At 66.2% G+C, this 18,986-nt stretch carries 17 protein-coding genes; all 17 read left to right on the top strand.

Going from position 1 to position 18,986, the window contains the following annotated elements:
• The first annotated feature begins 9 nt into the window (after nt 1-9).
• Nucleotides 10-444, top strand: coding sequence for a 50S ribosomal protein L11 (gene rplK, locus ON21_RS26275; RefSeq protein WP_039802009.1), 435 nt, complete (start codon nt 10-12; stop codon nt 442-444).
• 75 nt (nt 445-519) lie between these two features.
• Nucleotides 520-1,233, top strand: a complete 714-nt coding sequence (gene rplA, locus ON21_RS26270; RefSeq protein ID WP_039802007.1) for a 50S ribosomal protein L1 — start codon at nt 520-522, stop codon at nt 1,231-1,233.
• Nucleotides 1,234-1,329: 96 nt separating this feature from the next.
• On the top strand, nt 1,330-1,869 hold the full coding sequence (locus tag ON21_RS26265; protein ID WP_039802064.1) for an NADPH-dependent FMN reductase: 540 nt from the start codon (nt 1,330-1,332) through the stop codon (nt 1,867-1,869).
• Between the two features lie 426 nt (nt 1,870-2,295).
• Nucleotides 2,296-2,835 carry a 50S ribosomal protein L10 gene (gene rplJ, locus ON21_RS26260; protein ID WP_039802005.1) on the top strand — a complete coding sequence of 180 codons (540 nt, stop codon included), beginning with the start codon at nt 2,296-2,298 and terminating at the stop codon, nt 2,833-2,835.
• Between the two features lie 56 nt (nt 2,836-2,891).
• Nucleotides 2,892-3,272, top strand: coding sequence for a 50S ribosomal protein L7/L12 (gene rplL, locus ON21_RS26255; protein WP_039802004.1), 381 nt, complete (start codon nt 2,892-2,894; stop codon nt 3,270-3,272).
• Between the two features lie 235 nt (nt 3,273-3,507).
• On the top strand, nt 3,508-4,584 hold the full coding sequence (locus ON21_RS26250; RefSeq protein ID WP_051021364.1) for an ABC transporter ATP-binding protein: 1,077 nt from the start codon (nt 3,508-3,510) through the stop codon (nt 4,582-4,584).
• A gap of 11 nt (nt 4,585-4,595) precedes the next feature.
• Nucleotides 4,596-5,390, top strand: coding sequence for an MlaE family ABC transporter permease (locus ON21_RS26245; protein WP_051021363.1), 795 nt, complete (start codon nt 4,596-4,598; stop codon nt 5,388-5,390).
• Nucleotides 5,391-5,393: 3 nt separating this feature from the next.
• Entirely contained in the window at nt 5,394-6,257 is an 864-nt protein-coding gene (locus ON21_RS26240) for an MlaE family ABC transporter permease (RefSeq protein ID WP_051021362.1), read from the top strand.
• Entirely contained in the window at nt 6,254-7,603 is a 1,350-nt protein-coding gene (locus tag ON21_RS26235) for an MCE family protein (protein WP_039802000.1), read from the top strand. The genes ON21_RS26240 and ON21_RS26235 overlap by 4 nt, the downstream gene beginning before the upstream one ends.
• The gene (locus ON21_RS26230; protein ID WP_174372208.1) at nt 7,600-8,676 is read left to right on the top strand and encodes an MCE family protein; all 1,077 of its coding nucleotides are present in this window, start codon (nt 7,600-7,602) and stop codon (nt 8,674-8,676) included. The genes ON21_RS26235 and ON21_RS26230 overlap by 4 nt, the downstream gene beginning before the upstream one ends.
• Nucleotides 8,676-9,686 (top strand): MCE family protein, encoded by a 1,011-nt coding sequence (locus ON21_RS26225; protein ID WP_039801998.1) that lies wholly within the window; start codon nt 8,676-8,678, stop codon nt 9,684-9,686. Before ON21_RS26230 ends, ON21_RS26225 begins: the two co-directional genes overlap by 1 nt.
• A 37-nt stretch (nt 9,687-9,723) precedes the next feature.
• Nucleotides 9,724-10,956 (top strand): MCE family protein, encoded by a 1,233-nt coding sequence (locus tag ON21_RS26220; RefSeq protein WP_039802056.1) that lies wholly within the window; start codon nt 9,724-9,726, stop codon nt 10,954-10,956.
• On the top strand, nt 10,953-12,191 hold the full coding sequence (locus ON21_RS26215) for an MCE family protein (RefSeq protein ID WP_039801996.1): 1,239 nt from the start codon (nt 10,953-10,955) through the stop codon (nt 12,189-12,191). Before ON21_RS26220 ends, ON21_RS26215 begins: the two co-directional genes overlap by 4 nt.
• On the top strand, nt 12,188-13,429 hold the full coding sequence (locus ON21_RS26210) for an MCE family protein (protein WP_039801994.1): 1,242 nt from the start codon (nt 12,188-12,190) through the stop codon (nt 13,427-13,429). Before ON21_RS26215 ends, ON21_RS26210 begins: the two co-directional genes overlap by 4 nt.
• Before the next feature lie 103 nt (nt 13,430-13,532).
• On the top strand, nt 13,533-14,240 hold the full coding sequence (locus ON21_RS26205; protein WP_245562738.1) for a hypothetical protein: 708 nt from the start codon (nt 13,533-13,535) through the stop codon (nt 14,238-14,240).
• A 10-nt stretch (nt 14,241-14,250) separates the two neighbouring features.
• Nucleotides 14,251-14,976: a hypothetical protein gene (locus ON21_RS26200; protein WP_039801992.1), complete on the top strand. Its 726-nt coding sequence runs from the start codon at nt 14,251-14,253 to the stop codon at nt 14,974-14,976.
• Between the two features lie 410 nt (nt 14,977-15,386).
• A complete protein-coding gene (gene rpoB, locus ON21_RS26195; RefSeq protein WP_039801990.1) occupies nt 15,387-18,893 on the top strand; it encodes a DNA-directed RNA polymerase subunit beta in 3,507 nt (1,168 codons plus the stop codon).
• Nucleotides 18,894-18,986: the final 93 nt, after the last annotated feature.

Below are 18,986 nucleotides of genomic sequence, written 5' to 3'. Positions count from 1 at the left end.
GAAAGAAAGATGCCCCCCAAGAAGAAGAAGCTCGCCGGGATCATCAAGCTTCAGATCCAGGCCGGCCAGGCGAACCCGGCCCCTCCGGTCGGCCCCGCGCTCGGTCAGCACGGCGTCAACATCATGGAGTTCTGCAAGGCGTACAACGCCGCGACCGAGTCGCAGCGTGGCAACGTCATCCCGGTCGAGATCTCGGTGTACGAGGACCGGTCGTTCGACTTCAAGCTGAAGACCCCGCCCGCCGCCAAGCTGCTGCTCAAGGCAGCGGGCGTGCAGAAGGGCTCGGCGGAGCCGCACCGCAACAAGGTCGCCAAGGTGACCATGGACCAGGTGCGCGAGATCGCCAAGACCAAGCAGGAAGATCTGAACGCCAACGACCTCGATCAGGCGGCCAAGATCATCGCGGGTACCGCGCGTTCGATGGGCATCACCGTCGAGGGCTGAGCGGAATCGCTCCCCGGTGGGAGGGCCGGCCAGGCCCGATAACCACGTCTGAACTATCAATAAGGACAGAGAATCATGGCAAAACGAAGCAAGGCGTATCTCGCCGCGGCCGAAAAGGTCGATCGCACCAAGCTCTACTCCCCGCTGGCCGCCGCGCGCCTGGCGAAGGAGACCGCCACCACCAAGACCGACGCGACCGTCGAGGTCGCCGTGCGTCTCGGTGTGGATCCCCGCAAGGCGGACCAGATGGTTCGCGGCACGGTCAACCTGCCGCACGGCACCGGTAAGACCGCCCGCGTCATCGTGTTCGCGGCGGGCGAGAAGGCCGCCGAAGCCGAGGCCGCAGGCGCCGACGCCGTCGGCGCCGAGGACCTGATCGAGCGGATCCAGGGCGGCTGGCTGGACTTCGACGCCGCGATCGCCACCCCGGACCAGATGGCCAAGGTCGGCCGGATCGCGCGTGTCCTCGGCCCGCGCGGCCTGATGCCGAACCCGAAGACGGGCACGGTCACCACCGACGTGACCAAGGCCGTCAACGACATCAAGGGCGGCAAGATCAACTTCCGTGTCGACAAGCAGGCCAACCTGCACTTCGTCATCGGCAAGGCGTCCTTCGACGACAGCAAGCTGGTGGAGAACTACGGCGCCGCGCTGGACGAGATCCTGCGGGTCAAGCCGTCGACCGCCAAGGGCCGCTACGTCAAGAAGGTGACGGTCTCGACGAACACCGGACCGGGCATCCCGGTGGACCCGAACCGCACCCGCAACCTCCTCGAAGAGGACGCGTAAGCAGCATCGAGCCGCGACAACGGCGGGAACGCATCATGCGTTCCCGCCGTTGCGCGTTCCCGGACTAATCCGCGCGACGGCGTGGTTGGGGTGGAAGTGACCGTCGTTCTGTTGATCTCCGGCAGCACTCGCGCCGCCTCCACCAATTCCGCCGCACTGCGGACGGTCTCGTCGATCGCTCCGGATGGTGTCGAAACCGTCTGGTACGACGGTCTCGTGGATCTGCCCGCCTTCGTTCCGGACGACAACGGCACCGCGCATCCAGCCGTAGCCGCGCTCCGCGAACAACTTTCGCGCGCCGACGCGGTGCTGTTCTGCACGCCCGAGTACGCGGGCACCTTGCCGGGCAGTTTGAAGAACCTGCTGGACTGGACGGTCGGCGCCGGTGATCTGTACGGCAAGCCGGTCGCGTGGATCACGGTCGCCCCGGTGGGGCGCGGTGACGGCGCGACCGCGACTCTGCGCAGCGTGCTGGGCTATGTCGGAGCCGACATCCATTCGGATGCCTGCAGACGGCTGCCCGTGCTGCGCGAGAGCGTCGGCCCGGACGGATTGGTCGCCGACCCTGAATTCCGGTCCGGCGCCACGGCCGTGCTGCGCGAACTCGGGCGGCATGCCGCGAGCGCGACACCGTGAGGAACACCGCTCGTCGACGCGCAGCCCGGCATCGGGTGCCGCGCGGCGGGCGGCGCGGAATGTAGATCGCGGCACAACGATTCGGCTGCCGCGCGGTTGTGATCAGGCGTGTGCCGGGGCCCGTTTTGGCAGATGGGAACCCATGCAGGTACATTGGATGTCAGTTATCGACGAGTTCGATCGCTACCCAATCCGTTCTACCGAAGACCGTTGGTCGCCGATCCCGCATGGGTTCGGTCGAAGGTCCGGCGACATTGCCGGCGGCCCACGCAGGGAGAGCCGAGGCTGGGAATTGATCCGGATACGCACCGGATCGGTTTTCCTGTTGCGCCCCGGAACGCTCTGCGTTCGGGGCGTTTGTTTTGTCGCCGGCCCCTGATCGGTAGTTCGCGTATACGAACCGACCAATCAGAGAGGAGGCGAAGTATGGCAAAACCCGAGAAGGTCACCGCGGTCGAGGAGATCGCGGAGCAGTTCAAGAGCTCGACGGCCACCGTCGTCACGGAATACCGTGGCCTGTCGGTCGGCAAGCTCACCGAGCTGCGGCGCGCGCTCGGCGCCGACGCCACGTACTCCGTCGCCAAGAACACCCTGGTCAAGCGTGCCGCCGCCGAGGCGGGCGTGGAAGGTCTGGACGAGCTGTTCGTCGGGCCGACCGCGATCACCTTCATCACGGGTGAGCCGGTCAACGCGGCCAAGGCCCTGAAGACCTTCGCGAAGGACAACAAGGCGCTCATCATCAAGGGCGGCTACATGGACGGCGCTCCGCTGTCCGTGGCCGAGGTCGAGCGGATCGCCGACCTGGAGACCCGCGAGGTGCTGCTGGCCAAGCTGGCGGGCGCGCTCAAGGGCAACCTCACCAAGGCCGCCGGTCTGTTCAACGCTCCCGCCTCGCAGGTGGCCCGCCTGGCCGCCGCGCTGCAGGAGAAGAAGCAGGCCGAAGAAGGCGCACCGGCCGCCGAGTAAGACCCGTGCGGCACGACACGCCCGCATAGACATCAACTACCGAAAGGAACACAACAATGGCCAACGTTGACGAACTGCTCGAGACCTTCGGCAACATGACCCTGCTCGAGCTGTCGGACTTCGTGAAGAAGTTCGAGGAGAAGTTCGAGGTCACCGCGGCTGCTCCGGTCGCCGTCGCCGCCGTCGGCGGTGCCGCGGCTCCGGCCGAGGCCGTCGAGGAGCAGGACGAGTTCGACGTCGTCCTCGAGGGTGCAGGCGACAAGAAGATCCAGGTCATCAAGGTGGTCCGCGAGATCGTCTCCGGCCTGGGCCTGAAGGAAGCCAAGGACCTGGTCGAGAGCGCCCCGAAGCCGATCCTGGAGAAGGTCGCCAAGGATGCCGCCGAGGCCGCCAAGGCGAAGCTGGAAGAGGCCGGCGCCAAGGTCTCGGTCAAGTAATTCACGACCGAACACGCCGAACGGGCGATCCCCTTTTGGGGGTCGCCCGTTTGCGTTTTCGGCAATATCGCCGCTATCGCCGATACCGAAAGGATTGCGGAGTTACTACGCAGTCAGGTTGGGGTGTGCCCGATCTGTCCCATGAGTTACAGTGACCGAACCCACACGTGACGGACGCGATGACCGAGCGCGCGGTTCGCCGGTGGGCAGCTCGCTGAGAATTGTGGAGGTTGGCGTGGGCGTCGAGGTCAGGACCGAGAGTGTGACCAAGTCTTTCGGTTCCCAGCGCATTTGGCAGGATGTGTCGTTGACGTTGCCTTCGGGTGAGGTCAGTGCGTTGCTGGGGCCGTCGGGTACCGGTAAGTCGGTGTTCTTGAAGTCGCTGATCGGCCTGCTGCGTCCGGAACGTGGTTCGATCTTCATCGATGGCACGGATATCACGACGTGTTCGAACAAGGAGTTGTACGAGATCCGGAAGTTGTTCGGCGTGTTGTTCCAGGACGGTGCGTTGTTCGGGTCGATGAATCTGTTCGACAACGTGGCGTTCCCGTTGCGGGAGCATACGAAGAAGAGCGAGTCCGAGATCAAGAAAATCGTGATGGAGAAGCTGGAGCTGACCGGTCTGCTCGGGGCCGAGGGCAAGCTGCCCGGTGAGATCTCCGGTGGTATGCGCAAGCGTGCGGGGTTGGCGCGGGCGTTGGTGCTGGATCCGCAGATCATTCTGGTGGACGAGCCGGACTCGGGTCTGGACCCGGTGCGTACCTCGTATCTGTCGCAGTTGTTGATCGATATCAACGCGCAGATCGACGCGACGATTCTGATCGTGACCCACAACATCAACTTGGCGCGCACGGTGCCGGACAACATCGGGATGTTGTTCCGTCGGCAGTTGGTGATGTTCGGTCCGCGGGAGGTGTTGTTGACCTCGGAGGAGCCGGTGGTCAAGCAGTTCCTCAACGGTCGGATGATCGGGCCGATCGGCATGTCGGAGGAGAAGGACGAGGCGCAGATGGCGCGGGAGCAGGCGTTGGTGGACGCCGGGCACCATCATGGTGGCGCCGAGGAGGTCGAGGGCATCATCCCGCAGATGCGGGCGACGCCGGGGATGCCGGTGCGTCAGGCGGTGTTGCGGCGTAAGGAACGGGTGCGCGAGATCATGCACACGCTGCCGCATGCCGCGCAGGTCGCGATCCGGGAATCACTTGCCGAGAACGACGATACGCAGGTGATGGCATACAACAGCGGCGACCTGGCTAATTATCAGGGTGGTTCATTCGACACCACCGTGCGACACAACACAACTAACGGGTAACATCTGCGATCGTGAATTCGACCCTGGCGCGATTGCGAACTCCCCTGGAGTCGGGGTTTGCCCAGGCCGGCAACATATTTGCGCTGCTCCTCGACGTTTTGCGGAAGACATTCCGCCGTCCCTTCGAGTGGCGGGAGTTCATCGAGCAGTCGTGGTTCATCGCGAGTGTCTCGATCCTGCCCAGCGCTCTGGTCGCGATTCCGTTCGGCGCGGTCGTGGCATTGCAGACCGGCTCGTTGATCAAGCAACTCGGCGCGGAATCCTTCACCGGCGCGACCAGTGTGCTGGCAACCGTCCAGCAGGCGGCTCCCGTCGTGACGGCCCTGATCATCGCGGGCGCGGCCGGGTCGGCCGTGGCCGCCGATCTCGGCTCGCGCACCATCCGCGAGGAGATCGACGCGATGGAAGTGCTCGGCATCGATCCGGTGCGAAAGCTGGTGGTGCCGCGCGTACTCGGCATGATGCTGGTTGCGCTGCTGCTCAACGGCCTGGTCTCGGTGGTCGGCATCGCGGGCGGGTACTTCTTCAACGTGTTGCTGCAGGGCGGTACCCCCGGCGCCTACCTGGCGTCGTTCTCCGCCCTCGCCCAGCTGCCCGACCTGTGGATCGGTGAGATCAAGGCGGCGATATTCGGTCTACTCGCCGGCGTCATCGCCGCGTACAAGGGGCTGCATCCCAAGGGAGGCCCGAAAGGAGTCGGTGACGCGGTGAACCAATCCGTGGTGATCACGTTCATGGTGCTGTTCTTCGTGAACCTCATCCTGACCATGGTGTACCTACAGGTCGTCCCGGCCAAGGGTGCCTGACAGATGGCCACGTCGTACCGAAGCCCGGTCGCCAAGTCCATGCGCCGGGTCGGTGAAGTCGCCCGCATGCCGCTCAATGTCATCGATCGCGCGGGCGAGCAGATGTCGTTCTACACGCGGGCCATCGCGTGGATCCCGCGGACCGCGGTGCACTACCGCAAGGAAGTCATGCGGCTGCTCGCCGAGGTCACCTTCGGCACCGGCGCGCTGGCGGTCATCGGCGGCACCATCGGCGTCATCGTGTTCATGTCCGGCTCCGTCGGCGTCGTCGTCGGCCTGCAGGGCTTCAAGGCGCTCGACGCGCTCGGCAGCTCGGTGCTCACCGGCTTCCTCACCGCGTACATCAACACCCGTGAGATCGCGCCGTTGGTCGCCGCGCTCGCGCTCTCCGCGACGGTCGGTTGCGGTTTCACCGCGCAGCTGGGCGCCATGCGGATCTCCGAGGAGATCGACGCGCTGGAGGTGATGGCGGTGCCCGGCGTGCCGTTCCTGGTGACCAGCCGGGTGATCGCCGGGTTCCTCGCGGTGATCCCGCTCTACATCGTCGGGTTGCTCGGCACGTTCATCGCCTCGCGGACGATCAGCATCTGGTTCAACGGGCAATCCAGCGGGTCCTACGACCATTACTTCAGTTTGTTCCTGCCACCGGAGGACGTGCTCTATTCGTTCCTCAAGGTGCTGGTCTTCGCGTTCGTGATCATCATGGTGCACTGCTACTACGGGTTCCACGCCACCGGCGGGCCCGCGGGCGTCGGCGTGGCGGTCGGCCGCGCGGTCCGCGCCGCGATCGTGCTGGTGAACGTGCTCGACTTCTTCCTCAGCCTCGCGATCTGGGGCACCACCACCACGGTTCGGGTGGCCGGATGAGCCGCACCCAGACCTGGCGCTCGACCGCGAAGCTACGTACTCGGGCGCTGGGGATCGCGTTCTTCGTCGTGGTCGCGCTGTTCCTGTGGACCACCGTGGCGATCTACAACAAGCAATTCGTGAAGACGGTGCACGTCGATCTGATCACCGACAGCGTGGGCAACGCCCTGACCCGCAACGCGGACGTGAAGGTGCGCGGCATCACCGTCGGCGAGGTGCGCTCGAGCAGTTCCGAAGGCGGCGAGGTGACCTTGAACCTGGCCATCGACCCGAACAAGGCGCAGCAGATCCCGATCAACGCGACCGCGCGCCTGCTACCCAAGACGCTGTTCGGCGAACGGTATGTGGACCTGGTGATCCCGGAGGACCGAAGCCCGCAGCATCTGACCGACGGCGTGACGCTGCATCAGGACGTCAGCGGCAACGCCATCGAGTTGAGCAAACTGCTCGACGACGTGCTGCCCTTGCTACAGGCCATCCCGCCGCAGGATCTCGCGGCCACGCTGGGCGCGCTGTCGCAGGCGCTGTCCGGGCAGGGCACCGCGCTGGGCCAGACCGTGGACAAGCTCGACGACATCTTCCGCCAGGTCAACGTGGTGCTTCCGGACCTGCGGGCCGACCTGCGCAGTTTCGCCGAGGTGGCGGCCACCTACTCCGACGCGGCGCCTCAGCTGATCGAGGCCCTGGACAACCTGCGCACCACCAACGCGACGATCGTGCAGCGGCGCACCGACATCGACGCCCTGTACGCGACGTTGACACCGACCTCGGCCACCACCACCGAGTTCCTGATCGCCAACCGCGACAACATCGTCGACGTGGCCGCCGACTCCCGTCCCGCGCTGGAGCAGCTGGCCTACTACTCGCCGAACTACGCCTGCGCGCTGGCGAACTTCGCGCAGCTGAAGCCGCGCATCGACCGGATCTTCGGCAAGGGCACCGACAACCCGGGTTCCCGAGTGAGCATCGAGCTGACCAACACCCGCGGCAAGTACCTGCCCAATCAGGACGAACCGCGCTGGCTGGACACCAGGGGGCCGTGGTGCATCCCCGAGATGCCGTTGGGCGTCGATCCCGGCCAGTACACCGGCGGCCCGAACAACGACGGCTCCTACGCCGTCCCGAGTCGCAACCCCGGTGATCAGCAGACCGGTCATCTGGAGCCACCGCAGTTCGGCGTCCACCCGGCGAGCAAGATGCCGACGATCGCCGGTTCGCCGATGGAGCAGCAGTCGCTCGGCGCGATCTACGGCGCGGCCAACGGTGTCGCCCCCGATCAGGTGCCCGGCTGGGTGACCAGGGTCGGCGCGCCCGCGTTCCGCGGAAGCGAGGTGAGCGTGCGATGAAGCAGCAGTTGCGCGGCCTTGGCGGCCCGCTGACCAAACTGATCGTCTTCGTCGTGGTGACCTTGTTCGTGACCACGGTGCTGGCGCTGTCCATCGCCAACTACAGCGGTGGCGGCACGAAGTTCAAGGCCAGGTTCACCGACGTCACCTCACTCAATCCCGGTGACGAAGTCCGCATCGCGGGCGTCCGGGTCGGCAAGGTCACCGCTGTATCGATCGTCGACAAGCGCCTGGCCGAAGTGAAATTCGAGCTCACCGACCGGGATTGGCTTCCCGCGTCGACCACCGCGACGATCAAGTACCGCAACTTGGTCGGCCAGCGCTACATCGCGCTGGAGCAGGGGACCGGGGAGCAGGGCAAGAAGCTGAACGAGGGCGGCACCATCCCGCTCGAGCGCACCAGGCCCGCGCTGAACCTGACCACGCTGTTCAACGGCTTCCGGCCGCTGTTCCGCACGCTGACCGCCGATGATGTGAACAAGCTGTCCTTCGAGATCATCCAGGTCTTCCAGGGCGAGCAGGGCACCATCCACGATCTGGTCGCGACCACGGCGAACCTGACCAACAAGATCGCCGACAAGGACGCCGTGATCGGTGAGCTGACCCGCAATCTGACCGCCGTGCTGGACACCGTCAACCAGCGCGACGATCAGTTCGATCAGTTGATCGTGAACACCGAGGCGCTGATCAGCGGCCTCAACGCCGATCGCGACACGATCGGACGCTCGGTGACCTCGCTGGCCAACCTGACCTCGGCGACCTCGGACCTGCTCGTCCCGGTGCGTCCGACGTTGCAAGGGTCGATCGCGGGCCTGAGCCAGTTGACCGGCACGCTCGACGAGCGCCGAGACGAGGTGAACGACGCGCTGACCAACCTGCCGCTCAAGATGGAGAAGCTCGGGCGCGCCGCGAGTTACGGCTCCTGGTTCCAGTTCTATCTGTGCGGCATCGACATCGTCGTCGGACCGGGCGCCGTCGACGCGCCGCAGCTCAACCTGCCCGCCGGACTGCCGACGATCAACCAGCCGATATACACCAACGCCGCGCCGCGCTGCCATGGGAAGGCTCGCTGATGGAGGATCGCATTCTGCTCGGCAAGCGCAGCCCGGCGTTCCTCGGCGCGCTCGGCATCGCCGTCGTGCTGTTGGTGACGGTGTCGGCGTTCTTCCTGGATCAGCTGCCGATCATCGGCGCGGGGACCAAGTACACCGCGGAATTCCGCGAGGCGGCGGGCCTGAAGAAGGGCAACGAGGTCCGGGTGGCGGGCGTCAAGGTCGGTTCGGTGTCCGACGTCCGGCTCGACGGTGACCGCGTGGTCGTGGACTTCCGCACCAAGGACACCTGGATCGGCAACGAGACCACCGCGTCGATTCAGATCAAGACGCTGCTCGGCCAGAAGTACCTGGCACTCGATCCGAGAGGCTCGAAGCCGGCCGATCCCAGTTCCCGGATCCCGCTCTCGCGCACGGTGTCCCCGTACGACGTCGTGGACGCGTTCACCGACGCCGCGCGCACCATCGATCAGATCGACACGGCGCAGCTGGCCAAGAGCATGCAGGTGCTGTCGGAGGCCTTCGAGACGACGCCGCCGGAGATCCGCGGCTCCATCGACGGCGTCGCCCGGCTGTCGGAGACGCTGGCCAAACGCGATCAGGAGTTGAAGAAGCTGTTCGCCGCGACCAGGCAGACCACGCAGATCCTCGCCGACCGCAACGCCCAGTTCGAGCGGCTGCTCGCCAACGGCGGCCAGTTGCTCGCCGAACTCAACATCCGCCAGCAGTCCATCAAGCAGTTGCTGTCGGGGGCCAAGACGGTTTCCGCGGAGTTGAGCGCGCTCGTGCACGACAACGAGGAGCAGATCGGACCCGCGCTGAAGAACCTGCGCGCCGCCATCGATCTGCTGAACGACAACCAGCAGAACGTCTCGAAGACGCTGGAACTCGCGGCGCCGTTCTACAGCCTCTACGCCAGCGTGCTCGGTACCGGACGCTGGTTCGACGCGGTGATCGTCAACGTGGTGCCGCCCGCACTGCCCGAAATTCCCGGCTACCGTCAGCCGATCCGCACTTTGGGAGGTAACTGACGTGGCGGACAACTGGCGTAGCGATCCGGTCGGTGCGGTGCGCGGCTCCAGCCGTGGCGCCAAGGTGGGCATCGCGCTGGTGGTCGTGCTCGCCGTACTGGTGGCGGTGGTGCTGTGGTGGCTGTTCAACCGGCTGACCACCACCAAGATCACCGCGTATTTCGATCGCTCGGTCGGCATCTACGAGGGTTCGGACGTACGCATTCTCGGCGTGCCGGTCGGCTCGGTGGATTCGGTGGAGCCGCAGGGCGATCAGGTCAAGATCGTGATGAGCGTGGACCGCAAATTCGACGTGCCCGCGGACGCGCGAGCCGCCCAGATCACGCCGTCCATCGTGTCGGACCGCTACATCCAGCTCACCCCGGTCTACACCGGCGGCCCGAAGATGGCGCGCAACGCGACCATCCCGCGCGAGCGTACGGCGACGCCCGTGGAAGTCGACCAGCTGTACAAGAGCATCACCGAACTCTCCGACGCGCTGGGGCCCAACGGAGCCAACGCCCAGGGAGCGGTGAACGAACTGGTGCGCACCGGCGCGGCGAACCTGTCGGGCAACGGCGAGGCCCTGGCCAACAGTCTCACCCAGCTGTCCAGGGCGGCCCGCTACCTGTCGGACGCACGCGGCGACATCTTCGACACGGTCAAGAACCTGCAGGCCTTCATCACCATGCTGGCCCAGAACGACCAGCAGGTCCGGCAGTTCAACACCCAACTGGCCGACCTGTCGACGTTCCTCGCCGACGAGCGGCAGGATCTCGGCGCGGCACTGAATCTGCTGTCGATCGCGCTGGGTGACGTCGCCCGCTTCATCGACGACAACCGGGACCTGATCGCGAGCAACGCCGACAAACTGACCCAGCTCACCAAGACGCTGTCCGATCAGCGCAACGACGTGGCCGCGCTGCTGCCGGTCCTGCCGCTGGCGTTGAGCAACCTGATCAACGTGCACAACGCCGAATCGGGGACCCTCGACATGCGCGCGAACTTCCCGGAACTGCAGGACCCGTTCGGGGTGGTGTGCAAGATGCTCGACCTGTCCAAGCTGATGCCGGGCGATCCCAAGTTCGAGGCGCTCGGCAGGCAGATGCGGCCGGTCCTCGACCACTGCAAGGACATCACCGACCAGATCACCGCCGGGGTGCAGACCCCGACGCTGAACCTGCCGTTCGGCATCCTCAGCGGCGAAAACCAGCAGCGCGACCCGGTGCCGGGCACGGTGCCCGGCACGCCGTCGGACCGGCTTCCGCCGTCGCAGGGAGGGGCGCGATGAGCACTCGAATCCGTTCGCTCGCACGCGGTTTCGGCGCGGCGCTGGCGCTCGGCCTGACCGGCGCGCTGATCACGTCGTGCGCCTCCGACGGCATCTACAGCGTGCCGCTGCCCGGCGGCGCCGATGTGGGCGAGCATCCGATGCACATCGACATCCAGTTCGACGATGTCCTCGACCTCGTGCCGCAGTCGGCGGTGAAGGTCGAGGGCGTGCCGGTCGGCCGGGTCGAGAAGATCAGCATCGGCAAGGATCAGTGGACGGCCACGGTGCGCACGGTGGTCAACTCGGCGGTGAACCTGCCCGCGAACGCGCGGGCCGAGGTCCGGCAGTCGAACCTGCTCGGTGAGAAGTTCATCGAGCTCTCCAAGCCCGCGGCCGATCCGGAACCCAAGCGGCTGGCCGACGGCTCGGTCATCCCGGTCGACCGCACCCGGCACGCCACCGAGGTCGAGCAGGTGCTCGGCGCGCTGTCACTGCTGCTCAACGGCGGCGGCGTCGCGCAGTTGCAGCCGATCGTCACCGAGCTGAACAAGACCATCGGCGGCCGTGAGGACCGGGTGCGCTCGTTGATCGAGCAGGCGAACACGCTGATCGACGGCCTGAACCAGCAGGTGGACGACATCACCCGCGCGCTGGACGGCCTCGACGTGCTCAGCAGCCGGGTGAGCAAGCAGACCGATCAGATCGGCAAGATCCTCGACGAGCTGCCCAAGGGCATCAAGATCCTGGAAGAGCAGCGTCCGCAGTTGGTCGCCCTGCTCGCCCAGCTGGACCGGCTCGGCGAAGCCGGCTTCGACGTGTTGAACACCGCGAAGGACGACCTGATCCGTGACCTGACCTCGCTGCGGCCCACGCTGCAGGAGCTGGGCCGGTCGGCGCCGGATCTGGTCACCGCGGTTCCGTTGATCCCGACCTACCCGTTCCCCGACTCGGCGCTGGAGAGCACCTTCGGCGGCAGCGTGAACACGTGGTTGTCGGTCGATCAGCAGATCGGCGTCACGCTCAGCAACCTCGGTGTCGGCAAACCCGACCCGGTGTACATCCCGCCGGTCGGTCCGCCCGTGCCGGTGAACCCGACCAATCCGTACTACAACGGCAACGGCCCGCGTCCGGGTTGGCCGACGGTGTCGATCCTGCCGCTGCCGCCGCTGATGGCGCAGCCGCCCGCGCCCGGCGTGCCCGGTCCGGTCGGGGCGATCCTCGAGCAACTCGGCGTAGGGAGTGGTCCGCGATGACGCGTCTGGTGCGGTGGCAGCTCATCGCGTTCGTGGTCATCGCGGTGCTCGGCGTCGTGTACGTCGGTGGCAAGTACATCCGGCTCGACCACATGTTCGGGCTCAACCAGTACACGGTGAAGCTGCGCGCGGCGCAGACCGGCGGCATCTACAAGGGCGCCGAGGTGACCTACCGCGGCGTCCCGGTCGGCCGGGTCGGTGAGCTGGAACTCACCGGCGAGGGCGTGGTGATGAACCTCGTCATCGATTCGAACGCGCCGCAGATCCCGGCGTCGGCCAAAGCCGTGGTCGCCAACCGGTCCGCGATCGGTGAGCAGTACGTGGACCTGCAACCCGATTCCGAGGCGGGCCCGTACCTGCGGGACAACTCCGTGATCACCTCGGCGACCCTGCCGGTATCGGTGGAGGAGCTGGTGTCCAGCGTGGACACCTTCGCGAGCTCGGTGGACCTGCACGCCCTCAACACGACGGTGCGCGAATTGGGCAAGGCGTTCGACGGCAAGGGCGACGACCTGCAGGTGCTGATCGACTCGCTGAACAAATTCACCGAGACCTTCCACGCGACGCTGCCGCAGACCATCCAGCTGGTCCGTGACGGCCGTATCGCCCTCGGCACACAGGCCGAGCAGTCCACCGCCATCCGGGAATTCAGCGACGGCCTGGACAAGCTCACCGCCCAGTTGCGTTCCAGCGACCCCGACGTGCGCAGGCTCATCGGCACCGGAACCGACGCGGGCGAGCAGATCGGCGCGCTGCTCGAGCAGAGCGGCGGCTCGCTCACCCAGGACCTGTCCAACCTGCGGCTGTTGCTACAGGCGATCTCGCCGAAGTTCTACGCGATCAAGCCGCTGCTGCAGATGCTCCCGCAGCTGTCGATCGGCGGTTCCTCCACCGCGCCCGGCGACGGGACCAGCCACTTCGGCCTGGTGCTCGAGACCAACAATCCGCCCGCCTGTACCGTGGGCTACGAGGGCACGCATCGGATCCTCGAACAGATGAAGGCGCAGAACCCGAACTTCGACGACACGCGCGACGAGTTCCCGTTCAACAAGGACGCCAAATGTCTTGTGCCGTTCGGTAATCCGACCGCCGTCCGGGGTGGCGAGCGAGCCGAGCTCGCCGATCCGGCCATCGTCCAGCCCTGGGACTCCAACCCCAAAACCGATCCGGAAAAGCTGAACCTGACTCCGGTGGCCGTGCAGCTGTCGACCCTGCTGGGGGTCACGCCGAAGCGGTGACCAGGAGCAATGACGTTAGGGTGTCTCGCGTGAGTGACTGGAGCGAGCGAACCACGGGCATGCCGTGGAGCGCGACCGAGCCGACCGACGGCGAGGCGCTGTCGTGACCGCCGATCTGACCAAGCGGTCCGACGCGGCGGCGCAGGACGCGCCCGACACCGTGACGACGGCGGCGCGGACGCCGGCCGCGAAGTCCGAGGATCGGAAGGCCGCCGACGTGACCGCCGAGCCCGAGCGCCCCGGTGGTGCGTCCGTGCTCGGCCGCGTGGCCTTCGTCTGCTCCGCCGTGCTGCTGGTGATCGCATTGATCGGCGCCGCATGGTTCGGCGCGGGCTGGGTGCGGGCCGCGCTCACCGACGGCCCGCGCGCGGAGGCCAGGGACACCGCGCTGGACGCCGCTCGCCAAGCCGCGCTCAACATGACCTCGATGAACCTGGACGACGTGCCGGGCTCGCTGGCGCTGGCCCGATCCTCGATGACCGGCGCGCTGCTGGACTCGGCCACGAAGAACAAGGATCAGGCCGAGCAGATGGCGCGGCAGAGTGAGGTCGGGATGACATCGAAGGTGCTCGGCGCCGCGCTCACCTCGCTCAACAGCGAGGAGGACAAGGCCTCCGCGCTGGTCGTGCTACAGGTCACCGAGAAGGGCAAGGACAAGCCGCCCGCCGACTACCGCTACACCTGGACCGTCGACCTGACCAAGGACGGCGAGGTGTGGAAGGCCGAGCAGATCTCCTCGCTCAGCCAGCCGGTGTTGCTCAGCGGCGGACCCGCCGCGCAGCCGCCCGCCGCGCCGAAGCCGGGATCGTAGGAGGACACCCATGACGTCTCGCCGACCGGTCAACCGGGTCACCTCCAAGCGCAGGCCCACGGAACCGTCCCGTACCGCGGCGCGCGCCGAACGGCCCGCTGCGGCCCGCAAACCGCGCGTGGCGGGCGTTTCCCGGCCCGCAACGGAATCGGAGACCCCCCGCGCCGAACAGCGCCCTGCGGGTGCGTCGCGATGGCGCAAGATCGTTTCGCGCGGCGCGGACCGTTCGCGGCGGCCCGAGGCCGGACGCCCCCGCTGGGGCGTCACCGCGGTCCTGCTGATCGCCGCGCTCCTGCTGGGCGGTTTCGCGTGGCTCGCAGCGCAGCGGCCCGGCGTGGACACCTCGAATCGGGCCTACGTGGACAACGAGGCCACCCAAGAGGTGCGCGCGGCCGCCGACAACGCGTTGCGGACCGTCTACGCCTATGACGTGAAGAACATCGACGGCTACCGGGACACCGCGAAGCAGGTGCTCACCGGGAAGATGCTCGCCGATCTGGACAAGTACGCCGCCACCACCATTTCGGCGGTCAAGCAGGCGCAGACCAGTGCCGATGCGAAAGCGGACCCGATTGCTGTGACATTGCTCACCGACGATCGCGCGGAGCTGATCGTCAATTTGGTGGTGAGTGCCACCAAGGACGGCGTGGCGCAGCAGAGCGTCTCGGGTCCCGTGGTCCTGCACATGCAGAAGGTGGACGGTCGCTGGCTGGCCAGCGACATCGTGGACCAGTAACGGCTACCACATCGGCCGGGATGACGCAGCGCGGCAGGCGATCTCGACGGCGCTCCGGCCGGGCCTGCCACTTGACGAGTTTCGCCCGAACCGTCACGCTATTCACAACAGCGGCAGCTGTCACAGTGGCTTCCAGTGCACCGCGCCTGAAGGACGCAGCCAGCGAGTTCGGCCCGGCGCGGCAGCCATGCGGACGATCACACGGGTGGTACTTTGACACCCCCGTGTACTTGGGTGTAGGTTTGGACGTTGCGCTGGCTGCCTCCTGTCCATACCTCGATTTGCACACGTAAGTTCACCCTTCCGGTGTTACTTCCGTTGTTGCCTGTTCGAGTTTCGTTCGGGTAGTAACCAGCGGAATTCGTAGCAGACAGAGCGACGGTCGCGGACCACCACGCGACGCGCATGAGGTGCTGGAAGGACGCATCTTGGCAGTCTCCACCCAGACCAAGGCAGTTGCCGGAATCCCCGGAGCCCCGTTGCGGGTGTCTTTCGCGAAGATCCGTGAACCCTTGGAGGTGCCCGGGCTTCTCGACCTACAAACGGAATCGTTCGCCTGGTTGATCGGTTCGCCGGATTGGCGCGAGCGTGCGGCGGCTCGCGGCGACGTCGGCCTAGTCGGTGGCCTCGAGGAGGTGCTCGAGGAGCTCTCCCCGATCGAGGACTTCTCCGGCTCCATGTCCCTGTCCTTCTCCGACCCGCGCTTCGAAGAGGTCAAGGCCTCGATCGATGAGTGCAAAGACAAGGACATGACGTATGCGGCTCCGTTGTTCGTGACGGCGGAGTTCATCAACAACAACACCGGTGAGATCAAGAGCCAGACGGTCTTCATGGGTGATTTCCCGATGATGACCGATAAGGGCACGTTCATCATCAACGGCACCGAGCGGGTTGTGGTGTCGCAGTTGGTGCGTTCGCCGGGTGTCTATTTCGATCACACGGTCGACAAGGGCACGGAGAAGGATCTGCACAGTGTGCGGGTCATCCCGTCGCGTGGCGCGTGGCTGGAGTTCGACGTGGACAAGCGCGACACCGTGGGTGTGCGCATCGACCGCAAGCGCCGCCAGCCGGTCACCGTGCTGCTCAAGGCGCTGGGGTGGACCACCGAGGAGATCGTCGAGCGCTTCGGCTTCTCCGAGATCATGATGTCGACCCTGGAGAAGGACAACACCGCCGGTCAGGACGAGGCGCTGCTGGACATCTACCGCAAGCTGCGTCCGGGTGAGCCGCCGACGAAGGAGTCCGCGCAGACCCTGTTGGAGAACCTGTTCTTCAAGGAGAAGCGCTACGACCTGGCGCGCGTGGGCCGGTACAAGATCAACAAGAAGCTCGGCATCCACGTGGGCGAGCAGGTCGTCGGTTCGGTGCTGACGAAGGAAGACATCGTCAACACCATCGAGTACCTGGTGCGCCTGCACTCGGGTGACAAGACCATGACCGCCCCCGGTGGCGTCGAGGTTCCGGTGGAAGTGGACGACATCGACCACTTCGGCAACCGTCGCCTGCGCACCGTGGGCGAGCTGATCCAGAACCAGATCCGGGTCGGCCTCTCCCGCATGGAGCGCGTGGTCCGCGAGCGGATGACCACCCAGGACGTCGAGGCGATCACGCCGCAGACCCTGATCAACATCCGCCCGGTCGTCGCCGCGATCAAGGAGTTCTTCGGAACGTCCCAGCTGTCGCAGTTCATGGACCAGAACAACCCGCTGTCGGGCCTGACCCACAAGCGCCGCCTCTCGGCGCTGGGCCCCGGTGGTCTGTCCCGTGAGCGCGCCGGCCTGGAAGTCCGTGACGTCCACCCGTCGCACTACGGCCGCATGTGCCCGATCGAGACCCCGGAAGGCCCGAACATCGGCCTGATCGGCTCGCTGTCGGTCTACGCGCGGGTCAACCCGTTCGGTTTCATCGAGACCCCCTACCGCAAGGTCGTCGACGGCCGGGTCACCGACGAGGTCGTCTACCTGACCGCCGACGAAGAGGACCGCCACGTGCGCGCCCAGGCGAACTCGCCGGTCGGCGCGGACGGCCGCTTCCTCGAGGACCGGGTCCTGTGCCGCCGCGGCAACGAGGAGAACGAACTCGTCGCCGCCAACGAGGTCGACTTCATGGACGTCTCGCCGCGCCAGATGGTGTCGGTCGCGACGGCGATGATCCCGTTCCTCGAGCACGACGACGCCAACCGCGCCCTGATGGGTGCGAACATGCAGCGTCAGGCGGTTCCGCTGATCCGTTCCGAGGCGCCGATCGTCGGCACCGGCATGGAGCTGCGCGCCGCGGTCGACGCCGGTGACGTCGTGGTGAACGAGAAGGCCGGTGTGGTCGAGGAGGTCTCCGCCGACTACGTCACCGTGATGGCCGACGACGGTACGCGCAAGAGCTACCGGATGCGCAAGTTCAACCGGTCGAACCAGGGCACCTGCTCGAACCAGCGTCCGATCGTGGACGAGGGTCAGCGGGTGGAGCGTGGCCAGGTTCTGGCCGATGGGCCGTGCACCGAGAACGGTGAGATGGCTCTGGGTAAGAACCTGTTGGTGGCGATCATGCCGTGGGAGGGTCACAACTACGAGGACGCGATCATCCTGTCGCAGCGGTTGGTGGAGGAGGACGTTCTCACCTCGATTCATATCGAGGAGCACGAGATCGATGCTCGTGACACCAAGCTGGGTGCGGAGGAGATCACGCGGGATATCCCGAATGTGTCCGATGAGGTGCTGGCGGATCTGGACGAGCGTGGCATCGTGCGGATCGGTGCGGAGGTGCGTGACGGGGACATCCTGGTCGGCAAGGTCACCCCGAAGGGTGAGACCGAGCTGACGCCGGAGGAGCGGCTGTTGCGGGCGATCTTCGGTGAGAAGGCGCGTGAGGTGCGTGATACCTCGTTGAAGGTGCCTCATGGTGAGTCCGGCAAGGTGATCGGTATCCGGGTGTTCTCCCGGGAGGACGACGACGATCTGCCGCCGGGTGTCAACGAGCTGGTGCGGGTGTATGTGGCGCAGAAGCGCAAGATCCAGGACGGTGACAAGCTCGCCGGCCGGCACGGTAACAAGGGTGTGATCGGCAAGATCCTGCCGACCGAGGACATGCCGTTCCTGCCGGACGGTACCCCGGTCGACATCATCCTCAACACCCATGGTGTGCCGCGGCGTATGAACATCGGCCAGATCCTGGAAACCCATCTGGGCTGGATCGGCAAGGCAGGTTGGAAGGTCGACGTCGCCACCGACGGCTCCCGCCCGGATTGGGCGCAGGCGCTGCCGGAGGAGATGCTGGGCGCTCCGGCCGACTCCAACATCGCCACGCCCGTCTTCGACGGTGCGCGGGAGGAGGAGCTGACCGGTCTGCTGTCCTCGACGCTGCCCAACCGCGACGGCGAGCGCATGGTCAACGATGACGGCAAGGCGACCTTGTTCGATGGTCGTTCGGGTGAGCCGTTCCCGTACCCGGTGGCGGTCGGTTACATGTACATCCTGAAGCTGCACCACCTGGTCGACGACAAGATCCACGCGCGTTCGACCGGTCCGTACTCGATGATCACCCAGCAGCCGCTGGGTGGTAAGGCGCAGTTCGGTGGTCAGCGTTTCGGTGAGATGGAGTGCTGGGCCATGCAGGCCTACGGTGCGGCCTACACCCTGCAGGAACTGCTGACTATCAAGTCCGACGACGTGGTCGGTCGCGTGAAGGTCTACGAAGCGATCGTCAAGGGCGAGAACATCCCGGAGCCGGGCATTCCGGAATCGTTCAAGGTCCTGCTCAAGGAACTCCAGTCGCTGTGCCTCAACGTCGAAGTGCTGTCGTCCGACGGCGCCGCGATCGAGCTGCGCGAAGGCGAGGACGAGGACCTGGAGCGCGCCGCGGCCAACCTCGGCATCAATTTGTCGAGGAACGAAGCCGCCACCGTCGACGATCTGGCGAACTAGGCGGTCGGCCGGATGCCGTCGACGCACGGCATCCGGCCCCCCGCAACGGATTACCCAACTAGTGAACTTTTGCTCGAATTCGACCCGCACAGG

The organism is Nocardia araoensis NBRC 100135 (assembly GCF_000308435.1).
GTDB classification, from domain to species: Bacteria; Actinomycetota; Actinomycetes; order Mycobacteriales; family Mycobacteriaceae; genus Nocardia; species Nocardia araoensis.
This window is presented reverse-complemented; position numbering and strand designations above follow the sequence as displayed.

Coding starts and splice junctions, on each gene's coding strand:
- rplL (WP_039802004.1), top strand. CDS start 2,892: ATGGCCAACGTTGACGAACTGCTCGAGACCTTCGGCAACATGACCCTG.
- rplK (WP_039802009.1), top strand. CDS start 10: ATGCCCCCCAAGAAGAAGAAGCTCGCCGGGATCATCAAGCTTCAGATC.
- ON21_RS26215 (WP_039801996.1), top strand. CDS start 10,953: ATGAGCACTCGAATCCGTTCGCTCGCACGCGGTTTCGGCGCGGCGCTG.
- ON21_RS26210 (WP_039801994.1), top strand. CDS start 12,188: ATGACGCGTCTGGTGCGGTGGCAGCTCATCGCGTTCGTGGTCATCGCG.
- rplA (WP_039802007.1), top strand. CDS start 520: ATGGCAAAACGAAGCAAGGCGTATCTCGCCGCGGCCGAAAAGGTCGAT.
- rplJ (WP_039802005.1), top strand. CDS start 2,296: ATGGCAAAACCCGAGAAGGTCACCGCGGTCGAGGAGATCGCGGAGCAG.
- ON21_RS26230 (WP_174372208.1), top strand. CDS start 7,600: ATGAAGCAGCAGTTGCGCGGCCTTGGCGGCCCGCTGACCAAACTGATC.
- ON21_RS26235 (WP_039802000.1), top strand. CDS start 6,254: ATGAGCCGCACCCAGACCTGGCGCTCGACCGCGAAGCTACGTACTCGG.
- ON21_RS26200 (WP_039801992.1), top strand. CDS start 14,251: ATGACGTCTCGCCGACCGGTCAACCGGGTCACCTCCAAGCGCAGGCCC.
- ON21_RS26225 (WP_039801998.1), top strand. CDS start 8,676: ATGGAGGATCGCATTCTGCTCGGCAAGCGCAGCCCGGCGTTCCTCGGC.
- ON21_RS26240 (WP_051021362.1), top strand. CDS start 5,394: ATGGCCACGTCGTACCGAAGCCCGGTCGCCAAGTCCATGCGCCGGGTC.